19 protein-coding genes and 1 pseudogene are annotated in these 25,918 nt (G+C 63.0%); 18 read left to right on the top strand and 2 right to left on the bottom strand.

The window, feature by feature from the left end:
• The first annotated feature begins 888 nt into the window (after nucleotides 1–888).
• Entirely contained in the window at nucleotides 889–1,503 is a 615-nt protein-coding gene (locus QWY76_RS04790; RefSeq protein ID WP_435388950.1) for a L,D-transpeptidase family protein, read from the top strand.
• A gap of 174 nt (nucleotides 1,504–1,677) precedes the next feature.
• Complete coding sequence (locus QWY76_RS04785; protein WP_263589292.1) at nucleotides 1,678–1,941, top strand: Lpp/OprI family alanine-zipper lipoprotein; 264 nt, start codon at nucleotides 1,678–1,680, stop codon at nucleotides 1,939–1,941.
• A 263-nt stretch (nucleotides 1,942–2,204) separates the two neighbouring features.
• Here the strand turns inward: QWY76_RS04785 and QWY76_RS04780 are convergent, their stop codons facing one another.
• The gene (locus QWY76_RS04780) at nucleotides 2,205–3,272 is read right to left on the bottom strand and encodes a L,D-transpeptidase family protein (protein WP_290309969.1); all 1,068 of its coding nucleotides are present in this window, start codon (nucleotides 3,270–3,272) and stop codon (nucleotides 2,205–2,207) included.
• A 183-nt stretch (nucleotides 3,273–3,455) separates the two neighbouring features.
• Complete coding sequence (gene mfd / locus QWY76_RS04775) at nucleotides 3,456–6,905, bottom strand: transcription-repair coupling factor (protein ID WP_290309968.1); 3,450 nt, start codon at nucleotides 6,903–6,905, stop codon at nucleotides 3,456–3,458.
• 181 nt (nucleotides 6,906–7,086) lie between these two features.
• Between mfd and QWY76_RS04770 the strand changes: the two genes are divergently transcribed.
• The 16 genes and pseudogenes from QWY76_RS04770 (at nucleotide 7,087) to QWY76_RS04695 (ending at nucleotide 25,534) form a co-directional block, all read left to right on the top strand.
• Nucleotides 7,087–8,550 carry a glyceraldehyde-3-phosphate dehydrogenase gene (locus QWY76_RS04770; protein WP_290309967.1) on the top strand — a complete coding sequence of 488 codons (1,464 nt, stop codon included), beginning with the start codon at nucleotides 7,087–7,089 and terminating at the stop codon, nucleotides 8,548–8,550.
• A gap of 294 nt (nucleotides 8,551–8,844) precedes the next feature.
• On the top strand, nucleotides 8,845–10,194 hold the full coding sequence (locus QWY76_RS04765) for a Na(+)-translocating NADH-quinone reductase subunit A (protein ID WP_290309966.1): 1,350 nt from the start codon (nucleotides 8,845–8,847) through the stop codon (nucleotides 10,192–10,194).
• Nucleotides 10,194–11,420: an NADH:ubiquinone reductase (Na(+)-transporting) subunit B gene (locus QWY76_RS04760; protein WP_290309965.1), complete on the top strand. Its 1,227-nt coding sequence runs from the start codon at nucleotides 10,194–10,196 to the stop codon at nucleotides 11,418–11,420. The genes QWY76_RS04765 and QWY76_RS04760 overlap by 1 nt, the downstream gene beginning before the upstream one ends.
• The gene (locus tag QWY76_RS04755; RefSeq protein WP_290309964.1) at nucleotides 11,420–12,238 is read left to right on the top strand and encodes a Na(+)-translocating NADH-quinone reductase subunit C; all 819 of its coding nucleotides are present in this window, start codon (nucleotides 11,420–11,422) and stop codon (nucleotides 12,236–12,238) included. The genes QWY76_RS04760 and QWY76_RS04755 overlap by 1 nt, the downstream gene beginning before the upstream one ends.
• A 2-nt stretch (nucleotides 12,239–12,240) precedes the next feature.
• On the top strand, nucleotides 12,241–12,909 hold the full coding sequence (locus QWY76_RS04750; RefSeq protein WP_290309963.1) for an NADH:ubiquinone reductase (Na(+)-transporting) subunit D: 669 nt from the start codon (nucleotides 12,241–12,243) through the stop codon (nucleotides 12,907–12,909).
• A gap of 1 nt (nucleotide 12,910) precedes the next feature.
• Nucleotides 12,911–13,528: an NADH:ubiquinone reductase (Na(+)-transporting) subunit E gene (nqrE, locus tag QWY76_RS04745; protein WP_290309962.1), complete on the top strand. Its 618-nt coding sequence runs from the start codon at nucleotides 12,911–12,913 to the stop codon at nucleotides 13,526–13,528.
• A 64-nt stretch (nucleotides 13,529–13,592) separates the two neighbouring features.
• Nucleotides 13,593–14,825: an NADH:ubiquinone reductase (Na(+)-transporting) subunit F gene (nqrF, locus tag QWY76_RS04740; RefSeq protein ID WP_290309961.1), complete on the top strand. Its 1,233-nt coding sequence runs from the start codon at nucleotides 13,593–13,595 to the stop codon at nucleotides 14,823–14,825.
• A gap of 184 nt (nucleotides 14,826–15,009) precedes the next feature.
• Entirely contained in the window at nucleotides 15,010–15,267 is a 258-nt protein-coding gene (gene nqrM / locus QWY76_RS04735) for a (Na+)-NQR maturation NqrM (protein WP_290309960.1), read from the top strand.
• Between the two features lie 432 nt (nucleotides 15,268–15,699).
• Nucleotides 15,700–16,359, top strand: a pseudogene (locus tag QWY76_RS04730) (oxidoreductase dimerization domain-containing protein); the annotation flags it as partial.
• A 707-nt stretch (nucleotides 16,360–17,066) separates the two neighbouring features.
• Nucleotides 17,067–19,145, top strand: a complete 2,079-nt coding sequence (locus QWY76_RS04725; protein WP_290309959.1) for an acyltransferase family protein — start codon at nucleotides 17,067–17,069, stop codon at nucleotides 19,143–19,145.
• A gap of 30 nt (nucleotides 19,146–19,175) precedes the next feature.
• Nucleotides 19,176–20,222 (top strand): NAD-dependent epimerase/dehydratase family protein, encoded by a 1,047-nt coding sequence (locus QWY76_RS04720; protein WP_290309958.1) that lies wholly within the window; start codon nucleotides 19,176–19,178, stop codon nucleotides 20,220–20,222.
• A gap of 67 nt (nucleotides 20,223–20,289) precedes the next feature.
• The gene (rfbF, locus tag QWY76_RS04715) at nucleotides 20,290–21,066 is read left to right on the top strand and encodes a glucose-1-phosphate cytidylyltransferase (protein ID WP_290309957.1); all 777 of its coding nucleotides are present in this window, start codon (nucleotides 20,290–20,292) and stop codon (nucleotides 21,064–21,066) included.
• Between the two features lie 197 nt (nucleotides 21,067–21,263).
• Nucleotides 21,264–22,589, top strand: a complete 1,326-nt coding sequence (locus QWY76_RS04710; protein WP_290309956.1) for an NAD(P)H-dependent oxidoreductase — start codon at nucleotides 21,264–21,266, stop codon at nucleotides 22,587–22,589.
• A gap of 13 nt (nucleotides 22,590–22,602) precedes the next feature.
• Nucleotides 22,603–23,151 (top strand): dTDP-4-dehydrorhamnose 3,5-epimerase, encoded by a 549-nt coding sequence (rfbC, locus tag QWY76_RS04705; protein WP_290309955.1) that lies wholly within the window; start codon nucleotides 22,603–22,605, stop codon nucleotides 23,149–23,151.
• A gap of 54 nt (nucleotides 23,152–23,205) precedes the next feature.
• The gene (locus QWY76_RS04700) at nucleotides 23,206–24,225 is read left to right on the top strand and encodes a glycosyltransferase family 2 protein (RefSeq protein ID WP_290309954.1); all 1,020 of its coding nucleotides are present in this window, start codon (nucleotides 23,206–23,208) and stop codon (nucleotides 24,223–24,225) included.
• Between the two features lie 100 nt (nucleotides 24,226–24,325).
• Entirely contained in the window at nucleotides 24,326–25,534 is a 1,209-nt protein-coding gene (locus QWY76_RS04695) for a right-handed parallel beta-helix repeat-containing protein (RefSeq protein ID WP_290309953.1), read from the top strand.
• Nucleotides 25,535–25,918: the final 384 nt, after the last annotated feature.

The following is a 25,918-nucleotide window of genomic DNA, read 5'->3' as shown; positions in this document are numbered from 1 at the left end:
CCCTGCCAGGCGTGCCCATGCGCCAGTCCCCGCCGCCTTTCCCGTCACCGCCTCCCGCGACCCTGCTGCCCAGCCTCGCGACGCTGATCGACACCCCGTCCGCCGGCGATGGGGTTCTCGAGGCCCATGCGGCGGTATGCCGGATGACGTGGCTGCCGAGGGGGAGACGGGATAGCCTGCGGCATCGACGGTGCCGCGCTCGACGTCCGTCACCAGCCGGGTCGGCGCGGTGTCATTGGGCGCGTAGCGTGCGGCGTGGGTCGGCGTCATGTTGTCCACCCGCCCGTTCACCGCGTCGATGGCCGCCACGCAATGGCCCTGGCCCATGGTCCAGGAGCGGGTGCCGCCGGACAGGCTGCTGGCCAGCAGGTAGCCGACCTGGGCGGGGACCCTGTTGAGCGCGCCGCCGCTGTGTCCCTGGGGCGCGGACTTGAAGGCCTCGGCGGCAAGCACGCCGCCGTCGAGGCGCAGGCGTCGGCAGTCGGTCACGTGGGCCACCAGCCACATGCCCATGCTGGCCAGCCGGTCCGCGGCGTGGCACCGCGCCAGCCAGCCCCGGTGCGGCGTGGCGTACGGCGCGTGGTGGGCGAGCAACTGGGCACTACGCGCTCGGCTGTTGGGGGCGTGGCGAATCACGTCGAGGCCCCGGGCCCGGCGCGCCAAGGGAGAGGTGTCGGTCCTGTCGGCCTTTGGCGACAGGGAGGGGCTGTGACATGGAGGTGTCTCTCCTGGGCAACGGCGACAAGCGATCGGGATGTCTCCCCAGCCGAGTTGTCTGCTGCCCCAGGGCCAAGAAGGGCCCAGCGTCCCCTGACAGGGACGCTGGAATACGCTATAAAGGCGCTCTCGCTTTCCATCCACGATGCTTACATGACGAACAAGGTGGAGATGCCCGTCCTTTCCCGTCGCCGATTCGGCCTGCTGGCCCTGACGGCCCCCCTCTGGCCATGGGCCACCGCCGAGGCCAGTCCGGCCCTGATGAACGACCTGCTGGCGCAGGCCACGTCACCGCGCTATCCCAGTGAACTCTGGGTACTGGTCGACGACCGCGAGTCCTCGCTCAGCCTCTACCGCGGCGAGGCACGGCTGGAGCACTATGCGCCGATCTCGCTGGGACGGGGCGGCGCCAAGCCCCAGCGCGTGAGCGGCGACCGGGCCACGCCGCTGGGCGAGTTCCGGGTGAACCGGTTCAACCGCCACAGCAAGTTCCACATCTTCGTCGGCCTGGACTATCCCACGCCGACCCATGCCCGGATGGCCCTGGCGTCGGGGCTCTATAGCCAGCAGGACTATGACGACTACTTCTCCTACTACCGTCGCCACGGTTCGCCTCCCCAGGAGACGGTGCTGGGGGGCTATATCGGCATTCATGGAGTCGGGGTCGGCGATCCCGAGATCCACCGTCGCTTCCACTGGACTAACGGCTGCGTGGCCGTCACCGATGCTCAGGTGGAACGACTGTCGTCGATCATCGACATTGGCACGCGGGTCGTGATCCGCTAGGCTTTACATGCGCTAGGGACGCTCTAGTCGGTAGACAAGCGTTGTGTCTTGCTAGAACAGCGTTTGACTCCTGTGACACGCAGCTTATATTGCTGCAGGAAGACCTGCATTTGCAGGAAGCCTGTTCTGCAGGCATCACCAACGCAGTACCAAGGAAGACCCAAGGAGAACACCATGACTATGAAGACCACTCTGAAGCTGACCGCCGCTGCTGCCTCTCTCGCCGTACTGGCCGGCTGTGCCTCTTCCAGCGCCCTGGAAGAAGTCCGCATGACCGCCGAGTCCGCTCAGGCCGACGCCGCCGAAGCGCGCAGCATCGCCACCCAGGCACAGAACACCGCCAACCAGGCCCAGCGCGACGCTCAGGCGGCTCTGCAGATGTCCCAGCAGAACCGTGAAGAGATGAACCGCATGTTCGAGAGTTCCATGCGCAAGTAATTCCGGATCACTACGCCAGGCATGCTGCCTGGCGATGTGGTATCAGAAACCACCCCTCACGCGAGGGGTGGTTTTTTTGTGCTCATTGCCCTTGGCGTGACCCGAGGGGCCGGTCCTGCGGGAGGGCCGGTCCGAGGTGTCGGCGATGGCGCCGCCAGGCGCCCGAGGTGTCTCCCGCCGCCGCTGCGCGGCGGATCGCGCCGCCTGCGGCGCTCCCACAACGGCCTCATCACCTGCCATCTTCCGTGGGAGCGCCGGTGCCGTCAGCTCTGCGGCGGTAGCTGGTCGTACAGGCTCGGCCGGGCGGCGATCAGTTCCAGGCGGTCATACAGGGTGTCCGGGGCCGGTGCCGGTTCGGCGGGCGCGGGGGCGGATTCGAGCGCCACCGGCATGCCGCCGGGGATCTCCACCACCTCGCGCAGCCGCGAGTAGTCGACCGGGTACTCGAGCCCCTCGATGCTGGCATCGACCTGGCCCAGTGCCTCGGTGACCCGCTGGATGCTGGTGCCCTGCTCATCGTCCAGGTAAGGGTAGGCCTGGACATAGAGGGTGCCGTCGGACCAGCCCAGCTTGAAGCTCTCGTTGATCAGCCGCACCTGGGTGCCCACCGCGATCTGGTCGAACAGATGCTCCACGTCCTGCGGCAGCATCCGCACGCAGCCGTGGGAGACGCGCATGCCCACGCCCTCCGGCTTGTTGGTGCCGTGAATGAGGTAGCCGGGGATGCCGAGGCGCATCTTGCGGGTGCCCAGCGGGTTGTCGGGGCCGGCCGGCACCACGCTGGGCAGGGGGTCGCCGGCCTCGGCGTGCTCGCGGCGGATGGACTCCGGCGGGTACCAGGCCGGGTCCTCGACCTTCTCGGTGATGGTGGTGTTGCCCAGCGGCGTCTCCCAGTCCTGGCGGCCCACCCCGAGAGGGTAGGTCTGGACGATGCGCGGCTGGCCTTCCTCGGCCGGGGGATAGTAGTAGAGGCGCATCTCGGCGACATTGATCACGATGCCGTTACGCGGCGCGTCGGGCAGGATGAACTGGCCGGGAATCGTCACCTCGGTGCCTTCGCCGGGATACCAGATGCTGACATCGGGGTTGGCGCGCACCATGGCCCGGTAGCCGATACCGTACTCATGGCCGATATCGATCAGGGTGTCCTCCTTGTCGGCTTCGACGGTCGTGACCTCACCGATCAGGTCGCCTTCCTCGGGCAGCACATAGTAGCCGCGAGGCAGGTCCTCGTTGGCCTGCAGGGGGACGGCGAAGGCGGTGCTCAGCCCGAGCAGCAGGGTGGTGCGGGTCAGGGCGCCGCGTAAAGAGGATGCGGTCATGGTGGTCATGGTCTCGGGTCGGAGGTGTCATTGGGGCCGACCCCATCCGTGGGGATCGGCATTGGCGTTAGAGTGCCCCAGCCGGTGCCGGTTCGCCAGTAGGGCATCCCGTGTTAGCGAGGGGCAAGGCATGAGGGGGAGGTCGCGAGGCGGCTATCGCCCCTGTCGCCTTGCCCATCACTGCTCACCAGGTCATGCCGCTTCGGCCTTGCGGTTGAGGGCATCGAGCAGCTGTTCCACGACGGCGAAGCGAGCCGCCTCGTCGGCCATGTCGGCAGTGAAGCGCAGGGTGTCGGCGCCCTCCAGGCGATAGCGTTGCGGCTCGCGCTGGATCAGCTCGACCAGGATCAGCGGGTCGACCCGGGTATGGCCAGCGAAGATCACCCGGCCCTTTTCCGGGCCGGCCTCGAGGCGCGCGATGCCCAGGCGCTCGGCGCGCTGGCGTAGCCGGGTCTGGCGCAGCAACGTCTTGACCGGTGCCGGCAGCAGGCCGAAGCGATCGATCATCTCCACCTGGAGCTCCTTGAGCTCGGCCTCGCTCTCGGCGCTGGCAATGCGCTTGTACATCACCAGGCGCTGCTGGACGTCATGCAGGTAGTCGTCGGGAATCAGCGCCGGCAGGTTGAGGCCGATCTCCACGCCCTCGTCCAGGGGCGCCTCGATGTTGGGTGTCTTGCCCTCGCGGATCGCCTTCACGGCGCGATCGAGCATCTGCATGTAGAGGCTGTAGCCGATCGCCTCCATCTGGCCGCTCTGCTCGTCGCCGAGCAGCTCGCCGGCACCGCGGATCTCCATGTCGTGGCTGGCCAGGGTGAAGCCGGCGCCGAGGTCCTCGGCCTGGCCGATGGCCTCCAGGCGCTTGACGGCGTCCCGGGTCATCGCTCGCGGCGGCGGGGCCAGCAGGTAGGCATAGGCCTGGTGGTGGCTGCGGCCCACCCGGCCGCGCAGCTGGTGGAGCTGGGCCAGGCCGAACTTGTCGGCGCGCTCGATGATGATGGTGTTGGCGCTGGGCACGTCGATGCCGGTCTCGATGATGGTCGAGCAGACCAGCACGTTGAAGCGTTTGTGGTAGAAGTCGGACATGACCCGCTCCAGGGCGCGTTCCGGCAGCTGGCCGTGGGCCACGGCCACCCGGGCCTCGGGCACCAGGCCGCGCACCGTCTCGGCGGCGGTCTCGATGGACTTGACCTCGTTGTGCAGGAAGTAGACCTGGCCGCCGCGCAGGATCTCGCGCAGCAGCGCCTCCTTGATCACCGCCTCGTCGCGCTGCTGGACGAAGGTCTTCACCGACAGCCGGCGGGCCGGCGGCGTGGCGATGATCGACAGGTCGCGGATCCCGCTCATGGCCATGTTCAGGGTGCGCGGGATCGGCGTGGCGGTCAGCGTCAGGATGTCCACCTCGGCGCGCAGGCCCTTCAGGCGCTCCTTCTGGGCGACGCCGAAGCGGTGTTCCTCGTCGATGATCAGCAGGCCCATGTTGGGGAAGCGCATCGACTTGGAGAGCAGCTTGTGGGTGCCGATGACGATGTCGGCCTGGCCCTCCTCGATGCGCTTCAAGGCAGCGCTCTGGCCCTGGCCGGCGGTGAAGCGGGAGATCAGTTCGATGTTCACCGCGGTGTCGGCGAAGCGGTCGCGGAAGTTCTCGTAGTGCTGGCGCGCCAGCAGGGTGGTGGGCACCAGCACCACCACCTGGCGGCCCGAGTGCACGGCGAGGAAGGCGGCCCGCATGGCCACCTCGGTCTTGCCGAAGCCGACGTCGCCGCAGACCACCCGGTCCATCGGCCGCAGGGCGGTCATGTCGCCCAGCACCGCCTGGATGGCGACGCGCTGGTCGGGGGTCTCCTCGAAGGGGAAGCTGCCGGCGAAGCGGGCGTACTCGGCGTCGGGCGGGGCGCAGGCGAAGCCTTCCTTGGCCTCGCGGCGGGCATAGACGTCGAGCAGCTCGGCGGCGGTGTCGCGGATCTTCTCGGCGGCCTTGCGCTTGGCCTTTTCCCACTGCTCGGAGCCCAGCCGGTGCAGCGGCGCCAGCTCCTCGTCGGCGCCGGCATAGCGCGAGATCAGGTGCAGGCTGTCCACCGGCACGTAGAGCTTGGCGCCGTCGGCGTATTCCAGCGACACGAACTCGGCGGCCTGGCCGCCGGCCTCGAGGGTCTCCAGGCCCCGGTAGCGCCCGACGCCGTGGGCCTGGTGGACGACCGGCGCGCCGGGCTTGAGCTCGGAGAGGTGGCGGACGGCCAGCTCGCTGTCGTCGGTGGCCTTCTCCCGGCGACGGCTCTGGCGCACCACCTCGCCGAACAGCTCGGTCTCGCCGATCACCGCCAGGTTGGGCGATTCCAGCCACAAGCCGGCCTCGATGGCGCCCTCGGTGATGGCGGTGCGCTCGCCGGTGGCGAGGAAGGCGGCGAAGTCGTCGACATGGGGCAGGGCGATCCCCAGCGGCGCCAGCGTCTCCTCGAGGGCCTCGCGTCGGCCGCGTGACTCGGCGACGAACAGCACCCGGGCCTCGGGATGCTCGTCGAGGAAGGCGGCCAGAGCGGCCAGGGGCTGCTTGCCGCGGGCGTTGACCGTGACCTCGGGAGGCGTCCGGGCGGCCGGCACCCGGGCATGGCGATGGGCCGGGTCGTCGGTGAGCTCGACCCGCGGGTGGCGCTTGATGGCGCCGAAGGCCTCGGCCACCGGCACGAAGGCCCGGTGGGGCGGCAGCAGCGGCCGGGTGGGGTCGACGCCGAGGTTCTCATAGCGACTCTCGATGGCCGCCCAGTGGTGTTCGGCGGCGTCGAAGGTCCCGGGGAGCAGGGCGATCCGGGTCCCCTCGGCGAGGTGCTCGAACAGCGTGGCCGTCTCGTCGAAGAACAGCGGCAGGTACTGCTCGAGCCCGGGGGAGGGGATGCCCTTGAGGGCATCGACGTACAGCGGACACTGGCGGGGGTCGACGTCGAACAGCGTCTCGAAGCCTTCCCGGAAACAGGCCACGGCCGAGCGCGACAGCGAGTACTCGTGGGCGGGCAGCAGCTCGACCCCCGCCACCTTGTCCTGGCTGCGCTGGGTATCCGGATCGAAATGGCGCAGGGTGTCGATCTCGTCGTCGAACAGGTCGATGCGCAGGGGCGACTCGCTGCCCATGGGGAACAGGTCGATCAGCGCACCGCGCAGGGCGTACTCGCCGGGCTCGAAGACCGTCTCGACGGCCCGGTAGCCGGCCCGCGACAGGCTCTCCCGGAAGCGCTCGCGGTCCAGGGTCATGCCAACCTCGAGGGTCATCACCCGGCCGGCGATGTAGTCCACCGGCGGCAGGCGCTGCATCAGGGTATTGATCGGCACCAGCACGATGCCGTGCTCGCCGTCCTGCAGGCGGCGCAGGGTGCGCAGCCGAGCCGAGACGATGTCCTGGTGAGGCGAGAAGCTGTCGTAGGGCAGGGTCTCCCAGTCGGGGAAGGGCAGCACCGGCAGGCGCGAATAGAAACCCAGTTCGCCCTCCAGGCGCTGGGCCTGGGCGGTGTCGGCGGTCACCACCAGCAGCGGCGCGTCCTCGGCCAGGTGGGCCAGGGACAGCGCCGTGGCGCTGCCGGGAGGCGTCTGCCAGTAGAGGGTGTCGCGCAGTCCCCGGGGGCGCGCGGGATCGAGAGGCGAGAAAGTCGGCATGGCGTCGCTTGCGTCGTGTCGAAGGGGTGACTGCCGGCATCATACCAGCCCGAGGGGGCCATGTAGTGAAACGCGGATTCCTGTAAAACCCCTACAGCGCCTGCGACCATCCCGTGATTGCCCTGGCGAACGGGGCCCCGGATAATACGCTCGTATCTCCATTTCCATAGAGAGGCCTCTCGTGAGTCAGCAACCCCTCGATACCGTGTTCCAGGAATGGCATGACAACCAGGCGATCGCCGAGCAGATGATCCCGCTGATCGGCAGCCTCTATCGTCACCACAACGTCGTGACCACCCTGTATGGCCGCTCGCTGTTCAACCGCAGCGTCATCCGGATCCTCAAGGACCATCGCTACGTTCGCAAGATCGAGGGAACCGAGCTCTCCGTCAAGGACACCTTCCCGCTGGTCAAGGCCATGGCCGAACTCAACCTGGCCCCGGCCCACGTCGACGTCGGCAAGCTGGGCGTGGCCTACAAGAAGCGTGGCGGCGGCGATGCCGTGGCCTTCCTGCGCGAGGAGCTGGCCGAGATCGTCGACGCCCATGACCCCCAGGCCGGTAACGGCGAGCCCAAGGACGTGGTGCTCTACGGCTTCGGCCGGATCGGCCGCATCCTGGCCCGAGTGCTGGTCGAGAAGGCCGGCGGCGGCAACCTGCTGCGCCTGCGCGCCATCGTGGTGCGTGGCCGCGGCGACATCGCCAAGGACCTGGAGAAGCGCGCCAGCCTGTTGCGCCGCGACAGCGTTCACGGGCCCTTCGACGGCACCATCAGCGTCGATGCCGAGGCGCGCACCCTGACCGCCAACGGCAACGTCATCAAGGTGATCTATGCCGATTCGCCGGCCGAGATCGATTACACCGCTTACGGCATCGACAACGCCGTGGTCGTCGACAACACCGGTATCTGGCGCGACGAGGACGGCCTGGGCCAGCACCTGGCCTGCAAGGGCGTGGCCAAGGCCCTGCTGACCGCCCCGGGCAAGGGCGACGTCAAGAACATCGTCTACGGCATCAACCACCAGGACATCAGCGACGACGACCGCATCATCTCCGCGGCGTCGTGCACCACCAATGCCATCGTGCCGACCCTCAAGGTGCTCAACGACGAGTATGGCATCGTCCATGGCCACGTCGAGACGGTGCACTCCTACACCAATGACCAGAACCTCATCGACAACTACCACAAGGGCGACCGCCGCGGCCGCAGCGCGCCGCTGAACATGGTGCTCACCGAGACCGGGGCGGCCAAGGCCGTGGCCAAGGCACTGCCGGAGCTGGGCGGCAAGCTGACCGGCAACGCCATCCGCGTGCCGACTCCCAACGTCTCCATGGCCATCCTCAACCTGACTCTCGAGCGGGAAGCCGACGTCGCCGCGCTCAACGATTACCTGCGCCGGATGTCCGTCGACTCCACCTTCCAGAAGCAGATCGACTACGTCGACTCGCCGGAAGTGGTCTCCACCGACTTCGTGGGCAACCGCCATGCCGGCATCGTCGATGCCCAGGCGACCATCGCCAACGGCAAGCATGCCGTCCTCTATGTCTGGTACGACAACGAGTTCGGTTACAGCTGCCAGGTCATCCGCATCCTGCAGCACATCTCCAACGTCAGCTTCCTCAAGCTGCCGCGTACCCAGGGCTGATGCCCTGCCGTCCCCGCCGCCCGGCGGGGGCGGCGCTTCCTCCCTCTGGCCCTAAGGCCGCCTTCCTCAACGCTTTTTTCACCCTCTGCGACACTTCGTCCCTTGTCGCGGCGACCCCTTTGCGACCTTATGGCAGGTGGTCATCGCATTGGCTTCTCTTTATAATACCGGGGATTTTTCGGGGTGGTTCGAGCTCGCCTCGGGCCCGACTGGTAACATTCTGACAAGCCATAGAATTCTAATCCATTCGCACCCCTTTCCTTCGTATATCCGATCCATCAACTGGGCGAGACTATGATCGAAGTCAAGAAAGGCCTGGATCTCCCCATCACGGGAGCCCCGGAGCAGCGCATCGAGGATGCGCGTCCGGTGCGCCACGTGGCCGTCCTGGGTACCGACTATATCGGCATGAAGCCGACCATGGAGGTCCGGGAAGGGGACAAGGTCAAACTGGGCCAGCTGCTCTTCACCGACAAGAAGATCGACGGCGTGCGTTTCACCGCGCCGGCCGCCGGCGAGGTCGTCGCGATTCACCGCGGCGAGAAGCGCAAGCTGCTGTCGGTGGTGATCAAGGTCGACGAGGCCGAGGACGCCCTGGAGTTCACCGCCCACGGCCGTGACAAGCTGGAATCCCTGGAGCGTCAGGCCGTGGTCGACCAACTGGTCGAATCCGGGCTGTGGACGGCGCTGCGTACTCGTCCCTATTCGCGCACCCCCGCCATCGATGGCACGCCGGAGGCCATCTTCGTCACCGCCATCGACACCCACCCGCTGGCCGCCGATCCCGCCGGGATCATCAACGAGCAGCCCGAGGCCTTCGAGGATGGCCTCAAGGTGCTCGCCAGGCTAACCGAGGGCAAGGTCTTCCTGTGTAGCGCCCCCGACACCCGGTTGCCCGGCGGCGACGTCAAGGGCGTGCAGGTCGAGACCTTCGGCGGCCCGCACCCGGCCGGCCTGGTCGGTACCCATATCCATCACCTCTCGCCCGTCGCCCTCCACAAGCGCGTCTGGCACATCGGCTACCAGGACGTCATCGCCTTCGGCAAGCTGTTCGCCCAGGGCCGGCTCGACGTCAGCCGGGTCGTGGCCGTCGGCGGCCCGCGCGCCGAGCAGCCGCGCCTGCTGCGCACCCGCCTGGGCGCCAGCACCGATGAGCTGCTGGCCGGCGAGGTCATCGAGCCCGAGGATACCCGGGTGATCTCCGGGTCGGTGTTCTCCGGTTTCACCGCCGAGGGCAGCCTGTGTTTCCTGGGCCGCTTCCACAGCCAGCTCAGCCTGCTCGAGGAAGGCAACAAGCGTGTCTTCATGGGCTGGATGTCGCCCGGTGCCAACCGCCACTCGGTGCTCGGCATCTACCTCTCGAAGATCAAGGGCCTGCGCAACTATGCGCCGACCACTTCCACCAACGGCTCAGAGCGTGCCATGGTGCCGGTGGGGGCCTACGAGGAAGTGATGCCGCTGGACATCCTGCCCACCCAGCTGCTGCGCTCGCTGATCGTCGGCGACATCGAGACGGCGATGCAGCTCGGCTGCCTGGAGCTGGATGAGGAGGACCTGGCGTTGTGCACCTACGTGTGCCCCGGCAAGTACGAATACGGTCCCATCCTGCGTGACAACCTCACCATGATCGAGAAAGAGGCCTGATGATGGGTATCCGACAGACACTCGAGAATATCGAGCCGCACTTTCACAAGGGCGGCAAGTACGAGAAGTTCTACCCGCTCTTCGAAGCGGTCGACACCATCTTCTACACGCCGCCGAGCGTGGCCAAGACCACCGCCCACGTGCGCGATGGCATCGACCTGAAGCGCATCATGATCACGGTCTGGCTCTGTACCTTCCCGGCCATGTTGTTCGGCATGTGGAACGCCGGCTGGCAGGCCAACCTGGCCATCGCCGACGGCTTCAGCGCCATGGGCGGCTGGCGTGAGGCCATCGTCATGACGCTCGCCGGCGGCCATGATCCGGGCAGCCTGTGGGCGAACTTCGTGCTCGGTGCCACCTATTTCCTGCCCATCTATCTGGTGACCTTCGTGGTGGGCGGCTTCTGGGAAGTGCTGTTCGCCATCAAGCGTGGTCACGAGGTCAACGAGGGCTTCTTCGTCACCTCCGTGCTCTATGCCCTGATCCTCCCGGCCACCATTCCGCTGTGGCAGGTGGCGCTGGGCATCACCTTCGGCGTGGTGATCGGCAAGGAGATCTTCGGCGGTACCGGCAAGAACTTCCTCAACCCGGCGCTGACCGGCCGTGCCTTCCTGTACTTCGCCTACCCCGCGCAGATCTCCGGTGACGCGGTGTGGGTGGCCGCGGACGGCTTCACCGGCGCCACGCCGCTGTCCACGGCCTTCCAGAGCGGCATGAGCGTGCTGAGCGAGCAGTACAGCTGGTGGGATGCCTTCCTCGGCTTCATCCCGGGCTCGGTGGGCGAGACCTCGACGCTGGCGATCCTGATCGGCGCCGTGGTGCTGCTGTGGACCAAGATCGCCTCCTGGCGGATCATGCTGGGCACCTTCCTGGGCATGGTGGCGACCAGTGCCCTGTTCAACCTGATCGGCTCCGACACCAACCCGATGTTCGCCATGTCCTGGTACTGGCACCTGGTGGTGGGCGGCTTTGCCTTCGGCATGGTGTTCATGGCCACCGACCCGGTGTCCGCCTCCATGACCAACCCGGGCCGGCTGATCTTCGGTGCCCTGATCGGTGTCATGACCGTGCTGATCCGCGTGGTCAACCCGGCGTTCCCGGAGGGCATCATGCTGGCGATCCTGTTCGCCAATCTGTTCGCCCCGCTGATCGACCACTTCTTTGTTCAGGCCAACATCAAGCGTCGGATGCAGCGCACCGGCGTGCCGGCCGAGGAGACTGCCTGATGGCACAGAGCAACAACTCCATCAAGAAGATCCTGACGGTGGCGTTCGCACTTTGTATCGTGTGTTCGATCATCGTCTCCACCGCCGCGGTGGCGCTGCGCTCCAAGCAGCAGCTCAACCAGGAGCTGGATCGCAAGACCAACATCCTGGCCGTGGCCGGGCTCTACGAGACGGGCACCGACGTGGAGGTGGCCTTCCAGGAGATCACGCCGCGGGTGGTCGATCTGCGCACCGGCGAGTACACCGACCAGTTCGATGCCGAACAATACGACAGCTTCCAGGCGGCCAAGGACCCGGCGCAGTCCCGCACCCTGTCGGGGGAGAAGGACATCGCCGGCCTGTCGCGCCAGGAGAACTACAGCACCGTCTACCTGGTGGGCGACCCGGACGATCCCGAGCAGGTGATCCTGCCGATCCGCGGCCAGGGCCTGTGGGGGCTGATGCGCGGTTACCTGGCGGTGCAGGGTGACGGCAACACCATCGAAGGCATCACCTTCTATTCGCACTCCGAGACCCCGGGTCTCGGCGGCGAGGTCGACAACCCCCGCTGGAAGGCCCAGTGGGAGGGCAAGCAGATCTTCGCCGAAGGCGACGACGTCCAGCCGGACATCGCCCTGGTCAAGGGCGGTGCCAGCGCCGAGACCGAGGTCGATGCCCTGTCCGGCGCCTCGCTGACCAGCAAGGGGGTGACCAATCTCCTGCGGTTCTGGCTCAGCCCCGAGGGCTTCGGCGAGTACCTCGCCCGGTTCCGCAGCGGCGTCGCCCAGGACGAGGCACAGGGCGCGGCCACCGACCTCGACGAGACTGAAGGAGCCTGATCATGTCAGCACCGACTCCCAAGGGCGTCCTGACGACGCCGATCTTCAAGAACAACCCCATCGCGTTGCAGATCCTTGGCATCTGCTCCGCCCTGGCGGTGACCAGCAGCATGAGCGTGTCGCTGGTGATGTCCCTGGCGGTGATCTTCGTCACCGCCTTCTCCAACCTCTTCGTGTCGCTGATCCGCAACCACATCCCGTCTTCGATCCGCATCATCGTGCAGATGACCATCATCGCCTCCCTGGTGATCGTGGTGGACCAGATCCTCAAGGCCTATGCCTATGAGATGTCCAAGCAGCTGTCGGTGTTCGTCGGCCTGATCATCACCAACTGCATCGTGATGGGCCGTGCCGAGGGCTTCGCCATGACCAACACTCCAGGCCTGTCGTTCCTCGACGGCATCGGCAACGGCCTGGGCTATGGCTTCATCCTGATGACCGTCGGCTTCGTGCGTGAACTGCTGGGCTCCGGCAGCGTGTTCGGCGTCACCGTGCTGGAGACCGTGCAGAACGGTGGCTGGTACGTGCCCAACGGCTTGCTGCTGCTGCCGCCGTCCGCGTTCTTCATCATCGGCCTGATCATCTGGGTGCTGCGTGCCGTCAACCCGGAGCAGGTCGAGGAGAACGAGTTCCAGATGAAGGAAAACACCCAGCCGAAGGAGGCCGTGTAACATGCAACACTATCTGAGCCTGTTTATCGCCTCGGTCTTCGTCGAGAACATGGCCCTGGCGTTCTTCCTGGGCATGTGCACCTTCCTGGCCGTGTCCAAGAAGGTCTCCTCGGCCATCGGCCTGGGCATCGCCGTGGTGGTGGTGCTGGTCATCACCGTACCGGTGAACAACCTGCTGCTGACCTTCCTGCTCAAGGAAGGGGCCCTGTCCTGGACCGGCATCAGCGGGGCCGAGAACATCGATCTCTCCTTCCTCGGCTACCTGAGCTACATCGGCGTCATCGCCGCCATCGTGCAGATCCTGGAGATGTTCCTCGACAAGTACGTGCCGGCGCTCTACAACGCCCTGGGTGTCTTCCTGCCGCTGATCACCGTGAACTGCGCGATCCTGGGGGCGACCCTGTTCATGTCCGAGCGCAGCTACAACTTCGGCGAGTCCGTGGTCTATGGCCTCGGTGCCGGGGTGGGCTGGGCGCTGGCGATCACCGCCCTGGCCGGCATTCGCGAGAAGCTCAAGTACAGCGACGTGCCGGCCTCCCTGCAGGGCCTCGGGATCACCTTCATCACGGTGGGCCTGATGTCGCTGGGCTTCATGTCCTTCTCCGGCATCCAGCTCTGAGACGGCTTCCCGGCGGCGCGCCGCGCCGCCGGTGACCAGGCAACGCAAGCAATAGGAAACCGACATGGTTGATACAACAGTCATCTTGCTCGGTGTGGTCATGTTCACCGTGATCATCATCGGTCTGACGGCGGTGATCCTGGCCGCCCGCAGCAAGCTCGTCAGCACCGGGGATGTGACCATCGAGGTCAACGGCGATCCCGATCACACCCTGACCACCCAGGCCGGCGGCAAGCTGCTCAACACCCTGGCCGCCAACGGCATCTTCCTGTCCTCCGCCTGCGGCGGCGGTGGCTCCTGCGCCCAGTGCAAGTGCCGCGTGGAGGAGGGCGGTGGCTCCATCCTGCCCACCGAGGAGTCGCACTTCACCCTGCGCGAGAAGAAGGACGGCTGGCGCCTGTCCTGCCAGGTCCCGGTCAAGCAGGACATGAAGATCGAGGTCCCCGAGGAGGTCTTCGGCGTCAAGAAGTGGGAATGCGAGGTCATCGAGAACCCCAACGTCGCCACCTTCATCAAGGAGCTCAACCTGCGCCTGCCCGAGGGCGAGGAAGTGGCCTTCCGCGCCGGCGGCTACGTGCAGCTGGTGGCGCCCCCCTACGACATCAAGTTCTCCGACTTCGATATCGAGGAGGAGTACCGGGGCGACTGGGAGAAGTTCGGCCTGTTCGACGTCTCCCACAAGAACAGCGAGGAAGTCATCCGCGCCTATTCCATGGCGAACTACCCGGAAGAGAAGGGCATCCTCAAGTTCAACATCCGTATCGCCACGCCGCCGCCCAACACCAGTCACCCGCCCGGCCTGATGTCCACCTATGTCTTCAACATGAAGCCGGGTGACAAGGTCACGGTGATGGGGCCCTTCGGCGAGTTCTTCGCCAAGGACACCGATGCCGAGATGGTCTTCATCGGTGGCGGTGCCGGCATGGCGCCGATGCGCAGCCATATCTTCGACCAGCTCAAGCGTCTCGACTCCAAGCGCAAGATCACCTTCTGGTACGGCGCTCGTTCCTGGCGCGAGACCTTCTACAACGAGGAGTACGACAAGCTGGCCGAGGAGCATGACAACTTCGACTGGCACCTGGCCCTCTCGGACCCGCAGCCGGAGGACAACTGGGAGGGGCCGACCGGCTTCATCCACAATGTCCTCTACGAGAACTACCTCAAGGACCATCCGGCCCCCGAGGACTGCGAGTACTACATGTGCGGGCCGCCCATGATGAACGCCTCCGTGATCAAGCTGCTGCTGGATCTCGGCGTCGAGCCGGAGAACATCATGCTCGACGACTTCGGCGGCTGATGCCGAGTCGTGAGACCACGCGGGCCGGCCCTTCGCGGCCGGCCCTCGTCGGTTCCGCTGCCCGATATGCCGATCTCTCTAGGGTCGGCATATCCGGCACCGGAGACCCGATCCAGGATCACCACCGCCTTCCCCTTGTCCTACCGGCTAGGGCCCCTGACAGCGATTTCCCTGGAGACAGCAGATGAGCACCTTTCTCGTGGTACTGGCCTTCATGCTGGTCATCATGGCCGCCATGGCCGTCGGCGTGATCCTCGGCCGCCGCCCCATCGCCGGTACCTGCGGTGGCCTCAACAAGCTCGGCCTCAAGGAAGGCTGTGAGGTCTGCGGCGGCAAGGACGAGGTCTGTGACGAGGAAAATCGCAAGCGCCAGGGCAGCGCGCGTCGGCGCAGTGACGAGAGCCGCGGGGCCGATCTGGGCTATGATGCCACCAAGCGGTGACAGGGCGTCGCCCGGAGCCGTAGGCGACAAGTGAGTCGGCCGGATAAGTCCGCGAAGCGGACGCATCCGGCGTGTGTGGGCGGCCGGCCTGTCGGATGCGCTCGCAGGACCTACGGCTGACGCTAGGCATGAAGGTTGAGGGGTGGAGCGCAGTGTATGGCGCGACCCGCCGCGCAGCGGCGCTAGGGCATGCCTCGGGGCCTCGGATGCCTAAGGCGCCTGGCGCCGCCATCGCCGATGCGTCGGACCGGCTCTCCGCCGAAGCGTCGAGCCGGCGCTCCGGCAACAGGTTCGGGACGTCGCTGTGTCTGTGGGCGCAGCGGGCTGCGCGATCAGAGGGCGTTGAGCCCGATCAGTTCACGCGTCGAACCCCGTACTTCCCCTGATCATCTGGTGATCGGCGGCGGGTATGCCCCGATCTTCTCCGGCCTCGGTGTCACGCTGTACCTGGAATCCGGCGAGTGGTTGCCTGCCGGTGCCTCCCTGTGGGTCCAATGGGTGGACCGACAACACCGATGAGCAGGGCCTCGAGACCATCGGCCTCGAAGCCAACGGCCGCGGCCAGTTGCCGGTCGACGAGCACTATCGCACTGCCTTCCGCACATCTACGCCGCCGTCCGTCATCGGCTGGCCGAGCCTGGCCAGTGCCGTCTACGACCAGGGACGCAACGCCAGTGACGAACTGCTCGACCGTGACTGCCACTATGTGAGCGATGTGCCCACCGGCATCTACATCATCCCCGAGATCAGTTCCTTGGGCCGTAACCAGCGCGAGCTGACCGAGGCCCGCGTGCCTTACGAAGTCGCCCAGGCATTCTTCAAGGATACCGCCCGGGCCCAGATCGCCGGCGACACCGTGGGGATGCTCAAGATCCTATTCGACCAGGACGCCCTGGAAAGCGACGGCATTCACTGTTTCGGCGACCAGGCCTCCGAGATCGTCCATATCGGCCAGGCGATCCTGCAGCAGGAAGGGGAGCCTGACACTCTCACGGACTTCGTCAGCACCACCTTCACTATCCCGCCATGGCCGAGGCCTATCGCGTGGCGGAGCAGAATGGGCTGAATTGCCTGTTCTGCCCCGGTGCCTGATGCGTTCCCCGGCCGGTTCGATCCCATCCCCCCCGCGATTCCCCGGCTGTCCTCTCAAGAGGGCAGCCTCTTCGCCGTGCGTTCATCGCGCCGTGGACGTGCCCGACGCGCCATCGGCCCTTCCAGTAGTCGCCTCAGTCGGACGTAGACCATAGGCCACGCGTCCAAAGCATGACTTCACGTCGGGTGGCGTATGAAAAAAACCAGTTACGCAAGAAAGAAATACGTTTAGTAACATTAGGTAAGAAAAAGTTAACAATTCGAATGCAACCGGCATCTACTTAATGATGGCGCGGTCGTGGGTGGCCGTGTAAAGCCAGCAGAGTCGTTCCGACGGCAAAGCAGGGCCAAGGCCTGGGAACACCATGAGACGATGCCTTGTTCGATGCTATCAGGAGAGGCCTGCGTATGGCAGTTTGAGTATTGTCCGACAAGTCCACGAGCGAAGGCTAGGCCCGTTCCCGGCAGGCCAATGCATTTCGCATTTCACACATCCAGGTGAGTCACAAGGCAAAAAACAGTGAAAAGCGGACTGTGTTCGCACTCGAGTTTGCAGTTAGTCAATGATTGACCGGACTCGGTCACGAGTTGGTCGTTAACGCCGTGTTGCCGAGTTCAGGCACTTTTCCGACATGGCCTGGCGAAGCTGAATCATCATGGGGGCGAGATCATGAGGATACGAAGCCAAGGGCCGGAGTGAAGGTATCATGACGACGAAATACAGGCCAGAAGTCGATGGCTTGAGGGCAGTGGCTGTCATACCTGTCATCTTGTTCCATGCCGGCTTCGAGTGGGTCAGTGGCGGCTATGTCGGAGTCGATGTCTTCTTCGTGGTGAGCGGCTATCTGATTACCAGCATCATCTACGGCGAAATACTCAAGGGAAGTTTCTCGATCGTCCACTTCTACGAGCGGCGAGCGCGTCGAATTCTTCCTGCTCTGTTCTTCGTCACGCTTATCTGTCTGATTGTTGCCTGGTTCTGGATGCTGCCGGAAGAGTTCGAAAGCCTGAGTGAAAGCCTGATCGCCGTCAATCTTTTCGTTTCCAATATCTACTTCTGGCAGGCCCTGGACTATTTCGCTGGGCCGGCGGAGATGCAGCCCTTCCTGCACACCTGGAGCCTTGCCGTGGAGGAGCAGTTCTACCTGTTCTTTCCGCTGTTCATGTTGATCGTGGCTCGTTTCAGGTACGGAATGATGCTCAGTATCATCGCCCTGGGGCTTCTGGCCAGCCTGTCGCTCGCCCAGTATGGGGCGAATCATCACTCCACCGCCAACTTCTACCTGTTGCCGACGCGTGCCTGGGAGTTGTTGGCCGGCTGTCTCATCGCCATCTACATGCACGATCACAGGATTGCCCGTTCCTCGCTGGTCAGCCGGCTGGGCGGCAGTATCGGCCTGGTCATGATCCTGTATGCCGCCATCACCTTCGATAAGACGACTCCATTTCCCAGCCTGTGGACCTTGATTCCCGTGTCGGGGGCGTCGCTGGTGATCCTCTTTGCCAATGGTAACGATGTCGCCGGGCGCCTGCTCTCCTGGAAGCCGGTCGTCGGCGTCGGGTTGATCAGCTATAGCGCCTATCTGTGGCATCAGCCCGTCTTCGTCTTCGCCAAGGAGCGCAGTCTGGGGCCGGTCAGCGACGGACTGCTCTTGTGGCTCAGTGTGCTCTCGATTCTTCTTGCCTGGTTTTCCTGGCGCTTTGTCGAGCAGCCATTCAGGAACCGTCGCAATTTCACGCGCGCCCAGATCTTCAAGACAGCTTTGGCGACATCTTGCCTGATGATCGGTATCGGCACGTACGGCCTACAAGCACAAGGCATTCCCTGGCGATTCGGTGAAGATGTAGAGCGAATCGTCAATGTGCGTATGACGAACAGTCAAGTGCCTGAGGAATGCAATGCCACCGAAGGCAGATTCCTGAGAATCGATGAGACCTGCGAGTACAATGAAAACGGCGAGAAAGTCGTGGCTATCTGGGGCGATAGTCATGCAACGCCGCTGGTCAGGCCAGTGGCTAATAGAGTCGAAACACTGGGCATGAGGGTGAAGATGCTGGTATATACCAACTGCCTGCCCATCGCTGGAATCACTCGTTTCGATGAACCGGATTGTGGAAAGTTCAATGACCAGGTCATGGACTATCTGTTAGGTAATGATGATGTCGAGTTGGTGATCATGATGGGCCGGTTTCCGCTCCAGATCGAAGGTGAAGTCTTCGATAATGGAGAAGGAGGTATCGAGGACGGAAGGATCATAAAGGCCATACCGGCAGAACAGGAGAGTGTCGCGTACCGTGATGATGAGCGAATTGATATCGTTGGGCAACGACTCGTATCAACAATCGATCGCCTGGTCGATGATGGCAAGCGTGTCGTGCTGTTCTATCCGGTACCGGAAGTGGGATGGGATGTTCCCTATCTTCTGGCCAAGGAAAGGATCTATGGCATCGAGCGTCAGGCACCACTATCGACCAACTTTGCCCGCTACAAGGAGCGTGTCGCCAGCTCGTACCGGCAGTTATCCAGAGTGGAGGACCATCTCAATATCCTGAAAATGGAACCGTCAGCTCTGTTGTGTGATACGTACCTTCCCGGTCGATGTGCAACTCACTTTTATGAACATATCTTCTACTACGATGACAATCATCTGAGCGTCTTGGGGTCTTCGATGCTCGTTGATCAGATGTTCCGAGAGATGCGGAACAGGGGGTGGATGAACGAGCAGCAATTGAAACTCACCCAACTGGGTGAAAATGACAAGTGGACAGATGAATCGATGCCTTGATCCTGAATGGCCTGCAAGGAAGGGAATGACATGAAGATACTGGTTATTGGAAATATGGGGTATGTCGGCCCTGCAGTGGTGAGAGAACTGGCCAGGCAACATCCACAAGCCGAACTGCATGGCTACGACAATGCCTATTTCGCGCACTATCTGACCGGGGTCGATTGCCTTCCGGAGCGATACCTGGCTCGCCAGTATTTCGGCGACATACGCGAGTTGCCAGACGGCATGCTCGAGGGCTACACGGCGGTGGTACAACTGGCCGCCATCTCCAATGACCCGATGGGGAGTCGTTTCGCGGAGGTCACGCGAGATGTCAACCAGGAGGCGACCGTGCGCATCGCCAGGCAAGCGGCCACGGAAGGCGTCAGCCACTTCGTATTCGCCTCCAGCTGCAGTGTCTACGGGGTGGCCAGCGGTGAACCGAGAAAGGAGACGGACCCCTTGTCACCGATGACGGCCTATGCCAAGTCCAAGATCGGCACCGAGCAGGCGCTCCAGGAGATCGAAGGAGACATGGTCATTACCAGCCTGAGATTTGCCACCGCCTGTGGCATGTCCGCCCGCCTGCGGCTCGATCTGGTGCTCAACGATTTCGTCGCCTGCGCCCTTTCCCGGAAGCAAATCAGCGTGCTGAGCGACGGCACCCCGTGGCGGCCCTTGATCGATGTCAACGACATGGCGCGCGCCATCGACTGGGCCGTGGCGCGTCCGGCCAGTCAAGGGGGCCGAATCCTCAGCGTCAACACCGGTTCCAGCCAGCGCAACCATCAGGTGCGCGACCTGGCCGAAGCCGTGGCCGGGGCGATACCCGGTACGACCCTGAGCATCAATGAGCAGGCGGCGGTCGACAGCCGATCCTACAAGGTCGATTTCAGCCTGTTCGAGACCCTGGCACCGGACCATCAACCCAGAATGACGTTGCATGATTCCATTCAGGGCTTGGTCGACGGGTTGACGCGCATGGAGTTCGCCGATGCCGATTTCCGCCTTTCCTCCCTGATGCGCCTGAAGGTCCTCGAGGATCATGTGGACCAGGGCCGTCTGACAGACGCCCTGACGTGGACAAGATCATGACAGGCTGGCATCGACCATGATGCCGATTCCGGTAGCCAATACCAACAACCGAGCAGGAGTAGAGATCATGAAAGTCGTCATCCTGGCAGGTGGTTTCGGCACTCGTCTGAGCGAGGAGACTTCGATTCGCCCCAAGCCGATGGTCGAGGTCGGCGGGCGGCCCATTCTCTGGCACATCATGAAGAACTATGCCCATTTTGGCTTCAAGGACTTCGTGATCCTCGGCGGCTACAAGGTCGATTATATCCGCAACTACTTTCTCAACTACCGCGGCAAGCAGACGGACTACACCATCGACCTGAAGACGGGGCGGGTCGAATGGCTGAAGGGCGTCAGCGAGGACTGGACCGTGACCGTGCTGGATACCGGTGCGGACTCGTTGACCGGCGGCAGGATCAAGCGCGCAGCACCATTGATCGGCGATGAAACCTTCTGCCTGACCTACGGTGACGGTGTCAGCGACGTGAACATCCAGGCCCTCGTGGCGGCCCACCGTGCCTCGGATTGCTGGTGTACCCTCACGGCGGTGACACAGCCGGGACGATATGGAGCCTTGAGGCTGGATAAGGCGGGCAGTCACGTCAAGGCATTCCGGGAAAAGGGTGCCGTGGATGGGGGGCTGATCAATGGAGGCTTCTTCGTCTGTGAACCCGAGGTGATGGACCTGATCGATGATGACCGCACGACATGGGAAAACGAACCGATGGAGCGCATGATCGAGATGGGCAAGCTAGGGTATTTCCATCATCAGGGTTACTGGCAAAGCATGGACTCGCTGCGTGACAAGATGGTGCTCGAAGCGAGCTGGGCGGATACGCCCCCCTGGAAGCTCTGGGCAGACTAGTGGTGCGATAACACGAATGAATCTTTGGCAAGGAAAGGATCAATGAGCCGCGGCGGTACGCAAGAGAAAGCGGACAATTGAGCATCATGAGTGGGCTCGCCATTCGCTGATCCTTGATGTTGCATGGCCGAGGGCAGGCGCGTCTCAGACATTGCCTAGACCTCTTTCAATATCCTCCGCCACTTTGTGAGGCGACCATGATAATCGTAGACACAGCATTAGCGAAGAGAGCCGCGGACAACCAGCCGATTCGCGTGGGCTTGATCGGGGCGGGGTTCCAGGGCAAGGGGATCGGCCTGCAGATCATGACGGCAACACCCGGCATGACGCTTTGCGCGGTGGCCAACCGGCACATCGAGTCGGCCATCCAGGTCTTCGCCCAGGCAGGCCTCACGCCAGAGCAATGCGATACCAGTGCGCAGATCGAGTCGGCCATCGCCAGAGGCCAGCCTGTGGTCACGGAAGATGCCAATGCCATGGCCATGGCAGAGGGCCTGGATGCCATCATCGAAGTGACCGGCTCCATCGAGTACGCGGCACTGGCCATCCTGTCGGCCATCACCAGCGGCAAGCATGTCATCCAGATGAATGCGGAACTCGATGGCACCATCGGGCCGATCCTCAAGCGCAAGGCCGATCAGGCCGGGGTCATCTATACCTTCTCGGACGGCGATCAACCCGGCGTGCAGATGAATCTCTATCGGTTTGCCCAGGGCCTCGGGATCAAGCCGGTGCTCTGCGGCAACATCAAGGGACTCCACGATCCCTATCGCAATCCGGCCACCCAACGCGCCTTCGCCGAACGCTGGGGGCAGAAGCCGGCCATGGTGGCCTCGTTCGCCGATGGCACCAAGATTTCCTTCGAACAGGCCATCGTTGCCAATGGCACCGGCATGCAAGTGGCCCGCCGTGGCATGCTAGGACCGGATTTCTCGAAGGGCGACCCCAATGCGCCACTGATTCCCATCGAACAAACCGTCTCCTCATTCGCCCCCTATCTGAACACCTCGAGCACCGGCCTGGTGGACTATGTGGTAGGGGCCCGTCCGGGGCCGGGCGTATTCGTGATCGGTACGGTGGAAGACCCTCGACAGAAGCACTATCTCGAACTCTACAAACTCGGCAGGGGACCCTATTACTGCTTCTACACTCCCTACCATCTGTGCCATCTCGAGGTGCCGACCTCGGTGGCACGGGCCGTACTGTTCAACGACCCGGTATTGGCGCCACAAGGGGCCCCGAGGGTCGGGGTCGTCGCCATGGCCAAGAAGGATCTATCGGAAGGAGAGCGGATCACCGAATTCGGCGGATTCGAAGTCTATGGGGTGGCGGAGAATACCGAGACGATTTGCCGGGACAACCTGCTGCCCATCGGCTTGGCTCTCCACGCCACACTGCGGCATCCCGTCAGGAAGGATACGCTTCTGACCATGGATGATGTCCGGGTGCCGGAAGGCCGGCTGGTCGACCGCCTCTACGGCGAGCAGGTCCGGATCTACTCTGGGACAACGACACCCGCCTAAGGGAAGCCACGCTATGAAATTCACCGAGACGAACCTCAAGGATGCCTATCTCATCGAGCTCGAGCCCCGCGGTGATGATCGGGGGTTCTTCGCCAGGACAATGTGCCGCGATGAGTTTTCCCGAAGGAGGCTGGATAGCGATTTCGTTCAGCAGAATACTTCCTTCTCGGTTCAGCGTGGCACGCTCAGGGGACTACATTTCCAGAAACCACCGTACGGGGAGGATAAGCTGGTTCGCTGTCTCAATGGCGCCATTGTCGATGTCATTGTCGATATCCGTGCAGATTCCGAGACATACATGCAGCATCAGATGTTCGAGCTGACAAGTCGGAATCGTCTTCAGCTCTACGTCCCAAAGGGGTTTGCGCATTCTTTCATGACCCTGGAGGACAATACCGAGGTCAGTTATCTGGTGACGTCCTATTATGCTCCCCAGGCTGAAGATGGTCTTCGCTATGATGATGAGGCGCTGGGAATCGAGTGGCCGCTTTCGGTAACGGTCGTTTCGGATAAGGATACTAGATGGCCCCTGATAGCCGAGCGTCATGGTGCTCTTTACTGATACTGGATGTCTGGGACATGTAGACATCAGGCGCCACTTTCCAAGGGAGAGCCCATGATGACTAGGGTAATAGCCGTCGTATTGACCTACAATCGCAAGGAACTGCTTCATCAGTGTCTCGAGGCCATCCAGGCGCAGACACGACCCTGCGATGACATCATCGTCATCAACAACGCCAGTACGGATGGCACGCTGGAGATGCTGAATAATGCAAGCCTTTCCGATATAAAGATCTATACGCTCAGGGAGAACAAGGGGGCAGCAGGTGGGTTCAATCTCGGTTTTCGCGTGGCCTATGACAATGGTGCCGATCATGTCTGGATGATGGACGACGATGTGGTTCCCGAACCCACGGCATTGGAAGCATTGTTGGATGCCGATGCCCTGCTCGAGGAGAAGCGTACTCCCAGGAGCTATCTCATCTCGATGGCCTATTCCGAAGCCGGAAAGCTGACCAATCTACCTTTTCTCAGCGAACGGCATAAAACTCGTTGGCCGCAGTATCTCGAGCATGGTCTGGTGGCGGTAGGTAGTAGTACCTTCGTGTCGATTCTGGTCCCGCGTCGCATCCTGGAAGCATACGGGCTGCCGATCGCCCAGATGTTCATCTGGGGTGAAGATGCCGAGTTTACACTCCGTATCACCCGTGAGGCACCCGGCTACCTGGTGGGGGACAGCAAGGTCGCCCACCTTCGCGCTGGCACCGGCGGTATCAGCATCCTTCCCGAGACCAATCCATCAAGAATCACCTACTACAGTCATTTTGTCAGGAATAATATCTTCCTGGCGCGCAAGTACAAGACGCGCCGGCGGCTCGCCTCGGTACTCTGGTTCAATCTGATGCTTGTGCTCAAGCTGCTGCACAGGAAGGAGCCGGGCAAGGCGCGGATCGTGCTGAAAGGCATGCTTCAGAGCCTCTGCTTTTACCCTCGGGCCGAGCCAGTACACGCCACCTATGACGATACGTGTATCGAATTGTCCGTTACAGCGCCAAATGATGTGCGAAGTGCAAGGCCGGTCTCCAGGAACGCGGACGAGAAGCTGGTGCTAGTGAATCACTCGTCTTCTTCCTGAGAACGTAGTGGGGGCGAGGCGGCATCTCGAGTTCCAATGTCCAGGGCCCGCAACGCCGAAATGCACGTGGACGTGCTTTACGCCTACCAGGAGCCAGCTCATGTCACTCGACTCCCTCACGGATACTGACAATGCCCTTCTGGCAACTGCCGGGGTGTCATCGGTCACGTCCCCGAAGCACGCGGCGGCGCCCGGGATACGCCCCAGACCGGCGATTCTCACCACCAGCCAACTGGGCATGGCGCCCAGCGGCGATCCGGTGACCGATCATCGACATCTCCAGCGCTTTCTCGATGATATCGCCACGGACAGGGTGGTCGGGGTGATCGAGGCGGGACACTGGTTCGTTCATCGCAAGTTGCGACTGCATGATGGCCTTCGCCTGCATGGTCAGGGAATGACCAATACCGTTATCGAAGCGCGTCCCGAGGACTGGCTCGAGGACAGGTATATTCTGATGCATCTCGATGTCGGGGATATCCTTCATGAGAGTGGTGTTGTGCTGTCTGACTTCTGTCTTATCGGTGCCGACAAGCGCACAAGCGACAACGGCCCCCTACTGCGGCTGGAGGGAGTCTCTGACTTCCTGATCGAGCGGGTGCGCTGTGAGGATGCCTCCAGTTACGGCATCTTCGTAACTGGCTACGGGATGGGGGACTTTACCAACGATATTCACAGTGACTTCTGGAACTCGACGCATCGTGGCGTTATCCGCCAGTGCCGGGTCTTGCGTGGGCAGGTCGGTATCGGCTGCGAAGGTGGGGCACAGAATGTCCTGATCATGGCCAATCATACCGATGGTCAAGCGCTACATGGTTTCCGTCTCGCCTCTGCCTATGATACCCAGCTTATCGCCAACAGCGCGATCAACACGCGAAACGCCTACTGGATCGATCGACACGATGGAATCCATGTACTGCACAACGTGGCCAGCCAGGTCGAACGTGGCTGCGTGTATGGCGGCTTTCACCAAAAGCGGGACGGTCGCATCTCTAGAGGCTTATGGATAACTGGCAATCGCTTCACTTCTTCGGCCGCCACGATTACCGATGCCTATCATGGAGATGCCGACAAGTTTACCCGGATCGTCAAGATCAAGGACAACGTGCTCGAGGGAGGTCATGTGCGCCTGCTATGGTCGCGGCAGGTCGATATCCAGGGCAACGATGGTGATGGCCGCAATGCCATCATCACCTCCCACGAGGTCAGTGGCTTCATCGGCAACAACTTTCTGCGGCTGCGCAACACCTCGGATGCCGTGATGGACCTGGGCAGGAATATCGATGCTATCGACCCTCCCGCCCGCTGAGCACAAGCTGTCTGGCTGGAAAGGGGCTTTCTCGTGCATTCCGGCACGACGGAAATGACTAGTTTTCTCCTTCTGAACAGCCCATTCCTCGCCCATATCCATTCGATTGTACTTCTGGTGAGCAGGCATCACGTTCCTTTAACTTTGGTTTTCTAGAAATGCCTTTTATTACAAGATGATGAAATCTGTCTGGGGTGACATGGACTGTCAGTCTGCACTATGACGGCTCAGTCTTTAGAGATGAGAAATTCCACCCTTACGACAGTTCGTGATATTTGTAATTTTGTGTAATGATGATTATTACCCTGTGGATGTTGGGGGTGAAGCTGCAACTCATCGAGTGTGATGATGCCACTCATGGAAGATGTCATTGGTGACTGTTAG

Origin of the sequence: Halomonas maura, from assembly GCF_030409305.1 — a bacterium.
Classification (GTDB): Bacteria; Pseudomonadota; Gammaproteobacteria; order Pseudomonadales; family Halomonadaceae; genus Halomonas; species Halomonas maura.
The sequence above is the reverse complement of the archived record's forward strand: the minus strand, read 5'-3'. Positions and strand labels throughout refer to the sequence as shown.